Genomic DNA, 16,696 nt, shown 5'->3' with positions numbered 1-16,696 from the left:
GTGCGAAGCTGCGCCCGCTGCGCCATGATCGTCGGATTGGCATCATAGGTCTTCGCCAGCGCCTCGCGCAGCGTCTCAGTCTGCGCATGAGCGGCGCCGCCCATCGTCAAGGCGGCCATCCCCACCGCCGCCAGCAAACGTCCCCGCATCACGCTCTCGCTCGGGGGCCAGGTGCCATCGGGAAGGAGCGCTGGGCGCAGCACCGGCTGTTGTACGAGACACATCTACCATGCACCCTAATGTTCTCTCCCCGCCCGCCAGAGCGTCTGAGTGAGGGGTTCGGTCAGGTAGGACAACGCGCTCCGCTTCCGCAGAGGAATCATGAGCTCGGCGGGCAGGCCGGGGCGCAGCCCCCCGTCGTCCCGGAACTGGTGAATGACGGCGAGTTCCTGAGGCGGCACTTCGACCTGCACACGAAAGAAGCGCTGCCCGGTCCTTTCGTCCTCGAAGCTGTCGGCCGATACGTTCGAGACGCGGCCGTTCAGGATCGGCAAATTCCTTTCCTGGAGAGCCGGGAACCTGATCTGGGTCCGCATCCCGACGGTCAGATCATCCGCGTCGGTCGGTGCAGCTTTCGCCTCGATCAGGAGCCGCCGGTCCTGCGGGACGATCTCCATGAGGGTTACGCCCGGTGCGACGACTCCTCCGACGGTGAAGATGTTCAAGCCCACCACGCGGCCGCTTGCCGGTGCACGGACCATCGATCGGGCGAGCTGTTCGCGCACGGCCGCCAGCCGAGGCTGCAACTCGTCCAGCCGCACCTGGACCTCCCTCAACTGGGTAGCGACCTCTTCCATCAAATTCCGGTCGAGCGACACCATCTGGAGCCGGGTCTCCCCCACCGTCTCCCCCATCCGCGCAATATCGGCCTGGTAGGCGCCGTAATTGCCGTCGAGTTCGGCCGCGGTGCGCTCAAGTGCACGAATGCGGTTGGTCGAGACGAAGCCCCGGTCCACCAGCTGGCGCAGCCCGGAAAGCTCCTCGCCGATCAGTCGCCGCTGTTCCCTGTTGGAGCGGATTTGATGGTCATAGCCGTTAATCTGCTGCGACTGCTGGAGCGAGCGCTGGTTCAGCACGCCGCGCTCCGTCGACCTCGAGCTTCTTCGGGCTTCGAAGAGAAGGCGCTGCCCCCGCATCGCATCGTCGGCAAGCTCCTTGTCCGCCGGCGACAGTCGGGCGAATTCTCGCGGCTCCGGAACCGAGCCGAGCCGATCGCGCTCCGCCAGAAGCCTTGCCCGCTGCGCCTGAAGCGCGATCATCTCGCCCGTCAGACCACGTTCCGTGGCGATGATCTCCGAAGCGGAGATGGTGAGGAGGACGTCGCCCTGACGCACCATCTGCCCTTCCCGGACATGCAGTTCGGTGACGATGCCGCCGTCGCGATGCTGGACCGCCTGACGATTTCCCGACACGGCCACGACGCCTTCGGCGAATGCGCCGGCATCCATCGGAAGAAAGGCTGCGCAGCCGAGAAGGCCGATGAAGAAGAAGGCCGCTATCGCTCCGCCGATCTTGAGTTCCCGCCGAGGTGCATCGCCCCCACCTTCGTCGCTGACGGCCGGACCTTGCGGCTTCCAGGTCATGTCGTTCATGATTGAGCCCTCTCTTTCATCGGAACGACGGTCTCGCGTTCGGCGCGACGCCGGATCTCATCCATGATCTCCTCTCGGGGCCCGATGCCCGCGACCATTCCGTCCTGGAGGACAAGCAGCCTTTCGGCGTCGGCAAGTATCGAGGCCCGGTGGGCGACGATCATGATCGCCGCTCCCTCGATCCTGGCTCGGGCCACCGCGCGCATAAGGGCGTCCTCACCTTCGGCGTCGAGCGCTGAATTCGGCTCGTCCAGGATGAGAACCTTCGGGTTCCCGTACAGAGCTCTTGCCAGCGCGATACGTTGGGCCTGGCCCGCCGATAGCCGGTGGTTCCGACCACCCACGACAGTATCATAGCCACCGGGAAGCCGGAGAATCAGGTCGTGGACACCGGCCTTTCTGGCAGCGCGAACAACCTCTTCATCGGCGACGGCTTTGGGCACGCCCCTGATGGCCGCGAAGCGGGATATGTTCTCGCCGATCGTCCCTGGGAGCAGGGCGCTGTCCTGTGGAAGGTATCCGATATGCTGGCCCAGGAGCTCGGCGTCCCAGTCGTCGACGTTCGCGCCGTCGATACGGACCTCGCCGAGATCCGGGGCGGTCGCTCCCGCGGCGACCCGCGCGAGCGTTGTTTTCCCGGCGCCCGACGGACCGATCACGCCCAGTATCTGTCCCGGCACCAGCGTCGCGCACACGTTCCTGAGCAACACCGCATTGCCCTCAGGATTTCGAACGACAACATGATCCAATTCGAGATGCCCATCGGGCTCGGGAAGCGTCGTCATCCCCTCGTCCTCCCGGTCGGTGCTCTCGAAAAGGAAGGCAATGCTCCTCATCGCCTGTCGTGCCTGGACGATGGTGGGCCAGAGGCCGACCAGTTGCTCGATGGGCTGCAGCGCCCTGTTCAGAAGCACCGAGGCCGCGATGATCGCCCCGACGGATATCTGTCCTTCGATCGCAAGCCAGCCGCCGGCGCCGAGCGCCAGCGACTGCATGAACATCCGGACGAACTTTATGATCGAACTGTAGCGAGTGCCGGCAAACTGGACGGCCGCCGAGGCCTCGAGTCCGGACTGACGCTCCTGGAGCTGGCGGGCGACAAGGCTGCGGCGCATGCCAAGCGCCCGGATGACCTCCGAATTGCCGATCGCCGCCTCCTGGCAAGCATAGGCGCTGGACGTGGCCAGGTGGGCGCGCTCGGAAAGCGGCTTGGTGCTCCGCTCGTTCATTATGGCCAGAGCGGTGAGGATGGCCGCACCCAGGACGATCATTCCGCCGAGGATGGGGTGAATCAGAAAGGCCACGAGAAAATAGATCGGAGTCCAGGGCGTATCGAACAGGGCTATCGTCGCTTGGCCGCCGAGCGCCTGCCTCATGGTATCGAATTCGCGCATCGCTTGGTTCGTGGACGGGTCGCCGGCCTTGAGCTTGGACCTGGACATCAGCCGGTCCAGGATTTCGCCAGCCAGCAGGCGGTTGAGCCGAAGCGAGGCACGCATCATCACTCGCGACCGGACGGCGTCGAGCGCCGCCAGCGTCGCGAGTGCGACGCCGAGTATGACGGTGATCCACAGCAAGGTGAGAATCCCGCCGGTCGGCACGACCCGATCGTAGACCTGCATCATGTAGATTGTCGGCGTGAGATAGAGCACGTTGACCAGCGCGCTGAAGCAAGCGGCCATCACGAAGTGCTGCCGGCACGCCCGCACCGCCTTTTCGAGCGGCGTGGGTACCGTCATCAAGAACAGGCGCATTGAGATGGCTCCCGAATAGGGGGGACGGGCAGGGAAAGGGCGCCGGAGAAGGGAGCTCCGGCGCCCGTCCAGTCAGAGGAAGGAATCGTCGTCGGGGATTGTCCGACGCAATTCCGGTCCGGTCTCGTCTCGATCCCGAAGATGATCCAGGAACGTGGCCAGATCCTCCCGGCTGAACCTGTGGTTGGACTGAGATCCCGCCGCACCCGGTCCGGTCCCGGCGCTGTTCAGATCCAGCACCTCAGCGTTGAAGCGTGAGCCGTGGAAGAAGCGGCCGTCTTTGTCGCCATCGTCGCGGAGCTTCTCGTTGAGCGGGAATTTCGGGGGGTCGAAGCGGTCGTCGAAGATTCGCGTCCAGGGTTTCTCGCGATCGACTAGGCCGTCGCAGCTCCCGAAGTGCTGATGATGATCCGTGTCCGATCCGGCAACGGCAGATTCATCATCATCGTCTCGTCCACGATCGTCGGCTGCGTCCGGCTCCTCCCGATCGGCCGTGCTGTCCCCGTTCGTCCGCCCCTCGCCGTCGCCAGCGGGGGGGTCATCATCCTCCCTCGAAGGATTCTGGTCCACCGGCTGAGAGGTAGGATCGGTCTCCTCGTCAGCCTTCTGCGGCTCGGAGGCGGGATCGATTCCGGCAGGAGGCGTATTGCCGTTCGGCACGGGATCGTCGGCGCTTGTCTCCGGCCGTTCGTTCTCAGCCCCGTCGGCCGAGCTGCCCTGATCGGTTCCGGCCGAAGCAGGAGGATTGTCCTGGTCCGAGTCCGCATCGTCGCTCGGTGCCGGAGGCTCTTGGATCTCGTCGGTAGATGAAGCAAATATGAAACTTGCCGCTCCGAGATCGTCGGCGTCGACGTCCAGGAGCAGCATCGCCGCACCACCGACCATCACCGAAACATTGTCGCCGATCTGGGCGATCGTCACCCGGCTGCTGAAGTTCGCGGATGTGACACCCACGTCCGAGAGGTCGATACGATCCTCTCCCGCCCTGAAGTCGGTAACGGTGTCGTTGTCGCCGAACGCGAAGAGATCGTCACCGGAACCGCCGGTCATGGCGTCGTCACCGGAACCGCCGACGAGGACGTCGTCGCCGGAACCGCCGGAGAGCGTGTCGTCGCCGGAGCCTCCGTTCAGACTGTCGTCGCCGGAGCCTCCCGCCAGCCTGTCGTCTCCCCGACCGCCGACGAGGACGTCGTCGCCCGAGCCGGCATTCAGGACATCGTCGCCCCCGCCTCCCAGAAGCCGATCGTCGCCAGACCCGCTGCTGAGAGCGTCGTCCCCATCGGTCCCGGCCAGCTGGTCGTCTCCAGAGCTTCCGAGATCCGAAGGCGCCGGGGCACGATCGTCGTCATCGTCGTCGTCGTCATCATCGTGATCGTGATCGTGATCGTGATCGTCGTCATCGTTCCGGTCATCGTCGTCATCGTGTTTATGGTCGTCGTCGTCGTCATCGTCATCGTCGTCGTCGTCGTGACGATCTTCGTCTTCACCAGCGGTCCGCAGCTGCGGCAATCCGTCGCTGGAGAAGGTGATCCGATGGGACCCGTTATCCAGCGTGGTGATCCCGTCGACCGTCGTTGCCATATAGTCGTCGGGACTGGCCCCCTCCGGCAGTTCGATCACATCTTGTTCGCGCAGGGTGCCGATGATCGTGTCGTTGCCGCCGTTCGAGCGGAAGACGATCCGGTGCGCCGACTGGAGCGCGTCTATGTCGATGGTGTCGTCCCCGGACGTGCCATCGATGGTGATCGTGCTGAAGTTCAGGCTCGTGCCGGTGAAGTCGCCAACGACCTGGATCGTGTCTCCTCCGTTGACGCCGCCACCAGCCCCGCCCGGCGAGGTGACCTGAAGCGCATTGACGCGGATCTCCTCGATGTTGTCGAGCTCGGCAATCACGACGCCGTTGCGAGCAATGACGATTTCCGTGCTCGCCGCCAAGGTGAGCCCGGCGATCCCCGACAGGGCGGCTGCGCGGCTGTAGATCGTGAACGTCTCTGCGCCGGCGGCTCCGTTCAGCTGGTAGGTGTCCGTGCCGGAAGCGCCGTTAAGGAAATCACGACCATCGGTGGCGCCCACCTGGATGAAATTGTCGTTTCCGGCGCCCCCGTCGAGGACATCGTCGCCGGCCCCGCCATTGAGAGTGTCGTTTCCGCCTGCACCATTCAGGATATCGTTGCCGCCATTGCCGTTGAGCGTGTCATTGGCGCCGGCCCCGAAGAAGCCGCTGGTTCCGTCGGCAATGTCGTCGCCGGCGGTGCCGTTGAAGACATTGGCAACGAACGGCACCGCATTCCAGTCGTCGCCGACGACGCCGGTCGCGGCCGAGAACAGCTCCTCGGCATTGCCGTCGCCGTCGGTGAAGCTGACGCGGATTCGCAGGATGTCGCCGACTTGGCCTCCCAGACCGAACAGGCCGTCGTTCGGCGTGAACGACACCCCGGTCGCGCCGGCCAGATTGCTCCACGTCGCGCCGCCGTCTTCCGACACCTGCCATTGATAGGCGAAAGCGCCGAGCCCGTTCTCGTCCTGGATGGAGGAAATGTCGACGCTCAGCGCCTGGCCCTCGGTCGGTGTAGGATCGCTTATGACGGGGGCGCCGGTCGCCGGCGTATTGGCGAAGGGCAGGTCGTCGACCGCGACAAGGACCGTGCCGCCATTGCCATCCGAGAAACGCAGTGCTTCTATGTTGAACAGCCGGTCGATGCCGTCCGAAACGCGCTTGGGTACAGTTTCTTCAGGAACGTCCTCCCCGTCGGGACCTTCGCCATCGTCGTCGTCAAATTCGACATGCGCGACCGTAATGCTGCCGTCCGCATTCTCGATGAACGTGTAGTTCTCGATGACATCGGTATAGACGGCGACATCCGTGGCGCTGTTTCCTGCATCGCCATCGAGGATCTCGCGCACGATGTGGAGCTGCCCGGGGCTAAGCGCGCGCTCGAACATCAGCGCGTCCAGGGTCCGCCCGCCGAACAGCTCTGCGCCGTCCGCGCCGTAGACCTTGGCGGTCATCCCATCGGCCGATCCGATAGCATTCCCTTCCGGATCCCGTACTTCGATACGAACGTTGAGCCACCGGTCCCCATCGATGACGTCATCGCCGGCAAGGCCGGTGATCGTGTCGGCCCCACCGCCTCCCAGCAGGATGTCGGAGGCGTCGGCCGTGTCCATGACGATCGTCTCGGTGACGCCACCCACGGTGACTGTCGTCCGCTCCTTGTGCGCGACAAGCAGGTCGAGGCCGGAGACGAGCGAGACGTTCTTTTCGAGCAGGGCGTTCGAGTAGGAGTCGAGGATATTGTCGGCGCCGGGAATGGCGGCCGTATTCTGCAGCTCGGCTCGCGCATTCGTCGGCGAGACGCGACCGGTAAGCACGTCGTCGTGGATCCAGCCGGAGAGTCCCTCGACCAGGTCGAAGCGATCACGCAGGATGAAGGCTTCCTGGGTGGCGAAGAGCGGAATGCCGAGATCGGAATTCGCGGCCGTGGAGTCGCCCTTGTGGATCGCCCAGTCGAATCCCGCCATGCCGTTGCTGCGCTGGATCCCGTCGTTCTGGAACATGATGTCGTCGCCGGACTCGGCGTCGTAGTCAGTGTCGTTGCCGTTCCCGTTCAGGACGTCGTGGCCGATGATCGAGGAGTTGAACATCAGCTCCGAATTCTCGCCGGCAAGCGTGTCGAAGCGGCCGCCGCCTTCGATCCAGTCGCTTCCCTCGTTGCCCATCAGGAAATCGAGGCCATCGCCGCCACGGATGAAGTCGTCGCCGAGCCCGCCGACGACGTGCTTTCCGTCCGGCCCGGCGATGATGAAGTCGTTCCCCTCGTTCCCGAAGATCAGCGCAAGGCCGCTGCCGCCGTGAATAACGTCGTCCCCGCCCTCGCCATGCAGGAAATCGCTCGCACCGATGTCGGTGCCCGCGTTGGTGATGATGTCGTCGCCGTCGCCGCCATGAATATGGTCGACGCCGTAGCCGCCCTCGAGCCTGTCGTTGCCGCCCCGGCCCCAGATCGTGTCGTCGCCTTCGCCCGCGACGATGACGTCGTCTTCCTGCGTACCGCCAAGGACGACATGATCACCGCCATTGTAGACGAGCTTGTCGATATCGCCGTCGCCATCGCTGTCCTCGCGAACCACGAGCGGGCTCAGTGCCTGCAGGACCGGATCATCGAACGTGGGATCCGCGCCGATCTGCTTGGACACGTCCATCTCCAGCGTGTGGTCCGGCGTCGAGAAGATGTCGCCGGGCAGGGACGTGGAATTCTCGCCAAGATCGGTATTCCGCATGATCATCTTGGCGAACGAGTTGTTCTCCAGCTCGTTCAGGAGATTGAGGCCCTGGACGCGTGACAGGTAATAGAAGCGGTCGGCCTCCTGCAGATTTTCCATCTGCAGCTCGAAGACGAAGCTGAAGGTGGATCCCAGCATTCCGCCGAAGTCCATCTTCTTCTCGGCCAGTCCGCCGATCCACAGATCCACGAGATTCAGGCCGCCGAGGTCGCCCTCGGAATAGGCTCCGGTCGCGTTGAGGAAGTCGAGCCGGTCGGCTGGAACCGTGATCAGTCGGTCGTCCGTTGGGCTGCTCGTGCCGTACACGATGTGCGGAGCGCCGAAGACGAGGGTCATGGCGGCCGCGCGCTTGCCTTCGAGAGTCGTCTCGTTCTCGATGAGCTCATGCGTCCCGTAGGCGGCGATGAAGTTCACGATCGAAACCGAATTCTGGAGGTTGAGCGCGAAGTCGGCCCAACTGGTATAGGGTTTGAGCTGGCTGTCCTGGCCTGCAGCCTGGTAGAATTGCGCGCGCGCCTCGTTGAGCGTCGGCAGACCGGTGTCTCGGCCGCGGGCAATGTTCAGGGCGGCGAGGTCCAGCGGAATGCCGACCAACTGGTTGCGCAAGACATCGGTGACGAACTCGTCGATTTCGTTGCCGCCCTGGCGCGACATGCCGCGAAAGATCGCGCCGGCGGCGACTTCGTGATCGACGATCACGTTGCCGTTCGCGTCGGTCGCACCCAGCCCGAGCGGATTGAGGAAGCCGTCGAACAAGGTGATATTGTCGAAGCTGAAGGTCCCGTCCTCGTTTTCGACGATCCGGTCTATGTCCTGATTCAGCATCGAATGGCCGAACCGATAGACCGCATGGGCGAATTCGGCGAATATCGCCGGATCCACGTCGACCGACGGCTCGAACAGGAAGGGGTCGATATCCGGCTGCATCTTGCGGCCGAACTCCTCGAAGACCAGGTGCTGATACTGCATCTCGGTGGTGAAGCGGCCCGCCTGGAACAGACGCTCACCATTCCACACCAGGGCCTCGATTGCGGCCTCGCTCGCCGGGAGGGAATCGACCGGCTCGAGGAGCCATTCATTGAGGAAGGCCAGGTCCGCGGCCTCCAGGATGACCTTTTTCGTGTCCTCGACGACCCGGTTGTGCTCGGAATGAAAGACGTGGTGGATCGAGCTCAGGCCGACATTCTCGTTCCCGCGGCCGTCGCCCGTGATGTAGTGGGCGTCGAGCAACTCGTTGTCGTAGCTGGTCTGCTGGCCGCGCGAATTGAATCCGCCGCTATAGCCCGGGGCGTCATCATCGTCGGGCTGGAGCACGCCGCCGATCGAAACGGGCACCGCGGCATGGGCGATGTCGTCGAGAAAGGCATTGCCGATCCTGACGGCATTGGCGGTGCTCGCCGGCGCGTCCGGCGTACCCGAGACGACCGCGTCGTCCTCGGTGTTGGGGATGCCGTCTGGACCGATATCGACGACGATCTGGGCAAAGCCGTTCGCGTCAGGGATGAAGTTGCCGTAGGCGTCGGTGCGCAGCAGCGGCACCGCGCCCACGTCGGCGTCGGTGAGCTCGATGCCGAGCATCGTGCGCGCCTGCGCCTTGACATCCGCCCAGGTGGGGAGACCGCGGGAGCCGTCGAGCAGGTTTCCGGTGGCGACCGGCCGGCCCTCGTGCATCACATATTCGCGGAGGAAAACGTGATGCGATGCATGTGACGTATATGTCTGGTTCTGGTCGACCCATGGGGTGGTGACGTTGGCGGCGACGTCGCCATTCTCGTCACGCGAGGCGCGGGTCATGACCATGAAGTTGGTGTGCGGGCTGGCGGGATCGTAAAGCGGATCGTCGGGGGAGAGCGGAATGTACACCGTTCCCGCTCCGCCCTTTGCGACCAGGTCGAGGCCATGATCGAAGAACTGGCCGAACAGCGTAAAAAGAGAATTGTAGGGCGCCGAATCGCCAATATCCGGAGCCCAGTTCTCGAATGTATAGATCCAGACCGGATCGCCGATGTCGGCCAGCACCTCGCCGGCGCCGCCGAGCACGCGCTGGGTGTGGAAGACGGGGTTTCCCTCCGAATCGGTCAGCTGGGTCCTGGTCGCCGTCTTTCCCTCGGCCAACATGGCCTCGTAGACCATGATCGCGGCAGGGTTGTTGCTGGTCTGGTCCACGACCAGGTTCGAAATCAGCCGTGGATCGGCGTCGACCACCGTTCCGGGCTCGAGCATCGCGCTACCGGTGTCGGCGCCGGGCGTATAATCCGTGTTGGTGAGCCAGACCGGGTTGGCAGGGGTCCCGAACATCAGGGCATCGTCGCCTTCGTTCCCGTAGGTCGGCTCGACGAGCGGGACGAAAGGCTTGCCCGAGGCACCCCAGGATTCGCGGCCGTCGATCAGATTGTTGTAGCTGCCGTCGACCGTACGCAGGCCATAAGGCAGGAAATGCGGCTGGAGCGCGCCCGTGCCCTCAGCGCCGGTCGCGCGGCCATAGTCCGCGACGAGCGTCGCGAGATCCTCGCCCGCCGCATGACGCTCGGCGATCTTGATCTGCTTCAGAATGAAATCGAGATCGTGCTTGACCAGACTCACCATCGAAATTCTCCTTATGCCGGACGAGCCCTTCGGGCTTCGTTCCGCGACAGTTCAAGCGACGCCGAAGTCGCGCCGCACCGCGACTGGGCGGAAGGCCGGTTCGAACGACCAAAGTACCGCCTTAAGAAGATGTTAATGATCCAGTGGAGCGAGAGTCGAGGCGAGGAAACGGCGTAATTCGTTTGCCGAGTACATCTAATACTTATGGTGGATATGTCCGCGACTACTCACCGGTGCGGACACGCAGACGCGATCGCCGGCGCCGGGCGGGCGTCGTTCCGGTCGTCGGGATCAGTAAGCCTCGAAATTGGTCGGTTGCAGGCCCGGTGTGAAAGTCCAGCGCGGCCGGGTCCGGCTCGCCCAGGCCAACCACAAGGCGTCGGCCACCGAAGCTGCGGTGAATGGTTTGGTGATGCAGCCGCGGGCGAGCTCGGGAAGAGGAAAGGGCGGAGCATCGCCGGTCACGAGGACGCAATCGACCCCCCGGATCGTAAGCTCTGCGGCCACGGCGTAACCAGAGCGTAGATTGCCGAGATTGATGTCGACGAGCGCGATATCGATCTGACCGCGTTCGACTATCTCGATTGCGCCCGCCAGGTCGCAAGCTCGCCCATTGACCTTATAGTCTCCGTTGAGTTCGACGAGCATGCCCAGCGCGCCGGCGACGAGCTCGTCATCCTCGATCAGGAGCACGCTCGGCATGACGGCCTCCAGATCTCCCTTTGCCAGGCCATCGTTCGAGCGTTGGAGTCTAATGCACCGCGTATAGCGGGGCCGGTGAATTGGCTGGCCTTTGACTGCTTTCCCTTCGGCGATCGCCGACCACGCCCGGGAGAAAGGGTTCGACTTTCGAAGTGTCGGACCTTCGGGCATCGAGCGCGGCGACGGCACTGACCCTGTTATGAACGCCCAACGAACGGAAAGCAGCGGCCACGTGAACCTTCACGGTGCTCTCCGCAATGTTCAGTACACGGGCAATTTCCTTGTTGGACTTGCCCGCGGCGAGTTGCTCGAGCACTTCGCGCTGTCGTCTGGTGAGGGAAAGGTCGAGCTGATCGCAGCGCGCCGCGTGCCGCATTTGGGAAGCGTCCGTGATTATCTTCGGGACATAGATGTGTCCCGACAGGATGGTCCCGAACGCTCCGCGCAGATCTTCCATCCCCAGGTTCTTTGGAATGCAGCCATGAGCTCCAGCCGCGAGCGCCTCGAGCACCTCGCCGCGCTCGCAGCGGGTCGTGAAGACGATCAGCATCAGCATCGGATAGGCCAGCCGCAGCTGGCGAAGGCCTTCGGCACCGCCGAGCCCCGGCAGACCCATGTCCAGAACGACGAGATCGATTCCCTCCGCTTTCTCCAGCAAGCTCAGCGTTTCGGCATAACTCGAGGAATCAGCATGGTCCCCCAGCGAGAACTCCTGCTGCAGGAATGACGCGAGTCCCGTGCGCGCGAGTGGATGGACGTCACCGATCAGGACGCGACGAAGATTGTGGGCAAGCATGTTTCCCCCCGCTTGTTACCGCTCCGAGGCGCTTCGCTTGAGACGAACGCCGCGGAGAATCACTGTCACTCCCGATGGTTAGCAGAAGAGGCTGACGTCAGCCTGACGATACAGTAGAATTGCGGTATCGCTCGTTCCGCGTCGGCCGTCACCGGGCCCGATCCCCGCCCTCATCGGGGAAGCGCATGATGATTTCGCGCCTGTGCATAGCGGTTTCGAGGCTTCCACCGTGCAAAGCCATGACCTTGGAAACGATGGCGAGCCCGAGACCTGTTCCGCGATGCCGCCTGTCGGCCCGGGCGAAGCGCTGCGACAGCGCTTCGAGCTGCGATTCGGAGAGGCCAGGGCCTTTATCCCGCACCCGTATCTGCGCACCCGGTCCCACGATGATCGAGACGGTCTTGTTTGCCGGCGTGACACGCAGCGCATTCTCGAAGAGATTGCGTATTGCGGCTTGAAGGACTTCCGGCAGCCCGTGGACGGTGGGCCTGGCGAGCACTTGCAGTTCCGCCGCACGTCCTTGCGCGCTGGCAATCGGAGCCATTCGCATGACGACCTCTTCGGCAACGAGATCCAGTCTCGTCGGGCCAAAGCGGATCGGCCCGGCATCCGCGGCATCGAGCTGTGCGATCAGCAACAATTGTTCGACAAGTCGGCTCATTGCCAGGACGTCCTTGCGCAGCCGCTGCGCATCTGCTCCCTTCATCCTGTCCAGCTCGAGAGCGAGAATCGACAAGGGCGTGCGGAGCTCGTGCGCCACATCGGCCGCAAAGGCCTCTTGCCGCGCTGCAGCTGCGTCGAGCCGGACGAGAAGGTCGTTCACCGCCTTGACGAACGGTATGGCTTCGCGCGGCAGATCCGAGCTGTCGATCTGGAATCCCCGGTCCTCGTCGGAGGCCGCGGCGATCCGCGAACCGGCTATATCCAGCGGCGCGAGCGAAGTTCGAACGACCCAGACTGCGGCAACCAGCATGGGCACGAGCAGCGCCACGACCGGCAGCAGGCCATGCTCGATGATCTCGTGCACCAGGCCCGCTTCGCGGCCGAATATCTCCTGGGGACGTCCATAGGCGATATCGAGTTGGGTCAGCTCCAGGAGGACCAGTCCGGCGGAGCCTATGATTGCCGTCGCAACAAACCCAAGGATGAGGCGCCTGAAGATTGATGGCGGGGCTTTCACGAGGCCTCGCGGAGGAGATATCCCACGCCACGCACCGCGATCAGCAGGCCGCCCCCGCCTGCTCCTTCCAGCTTTCGGCGCAGCCGAGACGCCGTTGCCTCCACGGCGTTGGGCGTTACGGGCTCGTCGAGCGTGTAAATGGCTTCCTCTATGACTGCGCGCCTGACGACGTTGCCGGCATTCCGGATGAGCACGGCCAGCAGGTCGGTTTCCCGCCGACTGAGCTCCAAAGGCGTCGTCCCCAGGACGGCGTTGCGGCTTGCAACATCGAACCTCAGCGCGCCGGCTTGGATGATTGGCAGGGCGCGCCTACCGGGCCGGCGCAACATCGCCCGCAGCCGCGCTGCCAGTTCATCTATTTCGAATGGCTTGACCAGATAGTCGTCCGCACCGGCATCGAGGCCTGCCACCCGATCCCCGAGGTTGGCGCGCGCGGTCAGGACCAGGAGCGGCGGCAGTTCGCCGCTCTCCCGTCGATGACGCAACCATTCCAGCCCCTCTCCGTCCGGCAACCCCAGGTCCAGCACCAGCGCGTCGTAGTCGACGACCCCAAGCAGCTCCTCCGCCTGGCGCAGGCCGTATGCCGTGTCGGGCGTGAAGCCGCGCTCCCGCAATTCGCTGCAAACGAGATCGGCCAGACGGCGGTTGTCCTCGATAACCAGAACCCTCATGGGCAGGCCCCGGCATTACGGGCGCCGCTCGACAGCGACCCCCCGGTCCTCACCTCTCGCGGGCTCCGGGATCTGCGAGACGCCTGCAATGATCACACAATCTGGCATCAGAAGGCGGCGCTGAGCGTTCCTCGAACTGGTCGGCCGGATCCGGCCAGCCTGTGCAGTTCCGATACCAATGCCAAAGGTCGGTTCCCTCGCGACGACGGAAACGCATGTGGCTCTCCCCTGTCGAGAGGGTAGCGTAATTCTGGACCGCGTCTATAATCCGATCGGACTAGTTTATGTCTGCTTCCGGCGATCTTGGAACGAGCCGCGCTCGATCTGGCGCCGGTTCCCGAGAATCTGAACTTGATCTGCTGGCGAGTCGTCGCATGGTGGACGGTCCTCGCGGCCTGATCGGAAGCGTTGCGCGGTCTGGCGCCGGCCAATCGCGGCCGTCGAGCCTTAACGCTCTTCCTCGAGCTCCCTCAACCGGGCCTCGTAAGCCGCGGCGAAGGCCGCCTGGATGGGTCCGCCTCCGTTCTGCTCCGCGGCCGCGTCCAGCTCGGCATGGAGGCGGCTGAACTCGGCCCAGCAGGCTGCCGCCTGACTTTGCAGGACGGACTTCTCCCGTCTCACCCGCGCTTCGATGACGGCGGGGCGTCCGGCCTCCAGGACGGCGCCGACCGCTGCGTGGAAGCCTGCAAGCGAGCCCAGCATGTGCTTCTTTATGTCCGCGAACGATGAGCGAACGGCTTTCGCCCCACTCTCGAAGCCCGGCTCGTCGCGCAAGAGAAGGTCGCTGGCCAGGCGACGGGAGGGCGCCCATTTGAACGGGTTGTTGTCTTCCGCGCCGATCGTGGTGCGGTCGAGCCTGTGATCGCGCTTCACCGAGCTGCGGGCACTCATGAGGTCGGCAAGCCCTAGCACGACCTGGCGATAAATTTCCCCCGCTCTGTGCATCACGTCGGCAGCATCGTGCTCGGAGAAAGCCGATAGATCGAGATCGGCCCCCCGGCAGAATGCGTCGAGGAGGGAGTCTCCAGCGCAATTGTCGCAGGGCGGGTCGGGCCAGGCCGTTGGAATGTCGGGGTTGGTGCCGAACGGGGCCGCGATCGTCCTGTCCAGATCGACGCAGCTTTTGCCGGCATGGGGCGCCTCCTCGACCACCATCCGGTATTTGCCGAAGCATATCGCGTCGCCGGGAACGAAGGCGCGGCTCTTTCCATAATCGAACTGATCGCCGTCCGGCCCGAACACGCCGTTCGCTCCGAGCGGCGTCATGATGAGCGCATCATCGGAACACACCAGCTCCAGGTGGGTGCGCGACACTTCGCAGTCGGAATCCGAAATCACCCAGTCCGACGTCGGGTCCCGCCCGACGCGCAGGCGGCCCTGCGCGAGCGCGCGCGCGGCGACGGGCCGCAGAGGATCGAGTTGATGGTACAACTTCAGGAGATACATCAGGCCGTCCGCCGCGCTTCGGCCGAATATGGCTCGGTCGTCGGGTGGATACGTGTCTCCTCGAGCGACGTGGCGGGGATTGCCGGAGCGAAGGCCCCGCCTTCCGCTGCGTCCGCCATCCGGTTGAAGCTGTCGAACAGCACGCCGAACTCGTCCCGGCGGCGATGCGAGAGACGAAATTGAAGATTGCCGCCAGCGGCCTCGTCCAATGCGGATTTGAGCTGGCGCAAGGGGCGCACGATCATTCGCGCGGTAGCGTGGCTGACGACGATGATGACGAGAGCCAGCATGAAAGCCAGGCCAGCCATCAACCAAAGCGCGTTTCGCGTGGCAGCGGCAAGTTCAGCCCGGCTCATGACAAGCTCGACCGCGCCAAAATCCTGGTCGGCGTAACGGACCGTGCGCCGGATGCGGAAATCTTCCTCGGCAGTCGCGGAAATTCGCTCGTGGGGACCCTCGGACAGGAAGGTTTCGCCCGCAGGAACTCGATCCCGGGTTCCGATCACGCGGGGATCGCTTGAGCCCCGCACGATGCCGCTGGCGTCCACGACCACGAGGCGGCGCACCGTCGAATCCTGCGCCGCCGCCTGCACGAAGGCCTGCACGGGGGCCCAATCCTGCTGAGACGCCGGAAGGCCCGCATTCTCGACCGCCCGGAGGGCCACATTGTTCGCAATGAAGGTCGCAATCGTCGTGGCGGAGGTGAGCGTCATTTGCTGCATGGAGCGATACTGACGATCCAGCATGGCGACGGCCATCAGCGCCAGCGCGATCGCCATTGCCGCCGAGATCGTCAGGCTCAGGCGCCAGCGCAGCGGCAACCCTCGTCCCAAACGCGTACCCGCCAGCGCCGATCGTTCGCGGTCCAAGGCCTCGGCGAGATCGGCCCCCGTGGCAAAGCGCTTGTCGGGCTCCTTCGCAAGGAGGCGCTCGATCAGATACTGGAGCCCCTTGGGGCACCCCGGAAGCACGTTCCTGAGCGGTTGCGGCTCGTGATGTGTGATCTGAACGGCAAGTGTAGCGAGGCTCGCGCCGTCGAACGCCATTCGTCCTGTGAGCATCTCGTAAAGAACGACACCCATCGAAAACAGGTCGGAGCGGCGATCGATAGTAAGGCCCAGAGCCTGTTCGGGGCTCATGTAGCGGGGGGTGCCGAGAACCTGCCCTACCTGCGTGCGCAGCGCGTTGAGCTCGGCGCGGACTCGGTCGGGTTCGCCGATCCTGGCGATCCCGAAATCGAGAATCTTGGCGACGCGGCCGCCCTCGCACAGCATGATGTTCGAAGGCTTGATGTCCCGATGGATGACGCCCGCCTCGTGCGCATAATGCAGCGCCCGGGCCAGCTGCGTGCCCAGCGACAGAACGCTTTCCACCGCGAGCGCGCCGCTGGTCCGGATATGCTGGTCGAGCGCGACCATGTCGAGGTACTCCATCGCGATGTAGGGATAGCCGTCGGCTTCGCCGACGTCGTAGATGGTGACGATGTTCGGATGGGAGAGCGATCCGGCCGCGCGCGCTTCACGCAGAAAGCGGGCAACGATCTCTTGGTCGGCGCGGAGCTCCGCCTTCAGGATCTTGACCGCGATCGGACGGCCGATTTCAGGATCCCGCGCCCGATAGACGTCGGCCATCGCGCCTTCGCCGATCCGCTCCTCGATCTCGTACCGGCCGATGCGCCGCACGCG

Annotated in this window: 9 protein-coding genes; all 9 read right to left on the bottom strand. The window is 64.3% G+C overall.

Annotated features, from left to right (window positions below; all coding sequences use genetic code 11):
• Positions 1–236: 236 nt before the first annotated feature.
• Positions 237–1,592 carry an HlyD family type I secretion periplasmic adaptor subunit gene (locus tag EKM57_RS21450; RefSeq protein WP_206185539.1) on the bottom strand — a complete coding sequence of 452 codons (1,356 nt, stop codon included), beginning with the start codon at positions 1,590–1,592 and terminating at the stop codon, positions 237–239.
• The gene (locus EKM57_RS21445) at positions 1,589–3,346 is read right to left on the bottom strand and encodes a type I secretion system permease/ATPase (protein WP_129794584.1); all 1,758 of its coding nucleotides are present in this window, start codon (positions 3,344–3,346) and stop codon (positions 1,589–1,591) included. Before EKM57_RS21445 ends, EKM57_RS21450 begins: the two co-directional genes overlap by 4 nt.
• Positions 3,347–3,418: 72 nt before the next feature.
• On the bottom strand, positions 3,419–10,216 hold the full coding sequence (locus EKM57_RS22745; RefSeq protein WP_129794583.1) for a peroxidase family protein: 6,798 nt from the start codon (positions 10,214–10,216) through the stop codon (positions 3,419–3,421).
• 291 nt (positions 10,217–10,507) lie between these two features.
• Positions 10,508–10,918, bottom strand: a complete 411-nt coding sequence (locus EKM57_RS21435) for a response regulator (protein ID WP_165357610.1) — start codon at positions 10,916–10,918, stop codon at positions 10,508–10,510.
• Positions 10,919–10,967: 49 nt separating this feature from the next.
• Positions 10,968–11,714: a response regulator transcription factor gene (locus tag EKM57_RS22840; protein WP_129794581.1), complete on the bottom strand. Its 747-nt coding sequence runs from the start codon at positions 11,712–11,714 to the stop codon at positions 10,968–10,970.
• Positions 11,715–11,862: 148 nt separating this feature from the next.
• On the bottom strand, positions 11,863–12,894 hold the full coding sequence (locus EKM57_RS21425) for a sensor histidine kinase KdpD (protein ID WP_206185538.1): 1,032 nt from the start codon (positions 12,892–12,894) through the stop codon (positions 11,863–11,865).
• Positions 12,891–13,565, bottom strand: a complete 675-nt coding sequence (locus EKM57_RS21420; RefSeq protein ID WP_129794580.1) for a response regulator transcription factor — start codon at positions 13,563–13,565, stop codon at positions 12,891–12,893. Before EKM57_RS21420 ends, EKM57_RS21425 begins: the two co-directional genes overlap by 4 nt.
• A 447-nt stretch (positions 13,566–14,012) precedes the next feature.
• Entirely contained in the window at positions 14,013–15,011 is a 999-nt protein-coding gene (gene tagH, locus EKM57_RS21415; protein WP_129794579.1) for a type VI secretion system-associated FHA domain protein TagH, read from the bottom strand.
• Positions 15,011–16,696 (bottom strand): protein kinase (locus EKM57_RS21410; protein ID WP_129794578.1); only part of this gene is annotated, 1,686 nt, incomplete at its 5' end. The genes EKM57_RS21410 and tagH, both read right to left, overlap by 1 nt.

Origin of the sequence: Sphingosinicella sp. CPCC 101087, assembly GCF_004151485.1 — a bacterium.
Classification (GTDB): Bacteria; Pseudomonadota; Alphaproteobacteria; order Sphingomonadales; family Sphingomonadaceae; genus Allosphingosinicella.
The sequence above is the reverse complement of the archived record's forward strand: the minus strand, read 5'-3'. Positions and strand labels throughout refer to the sequence as shown.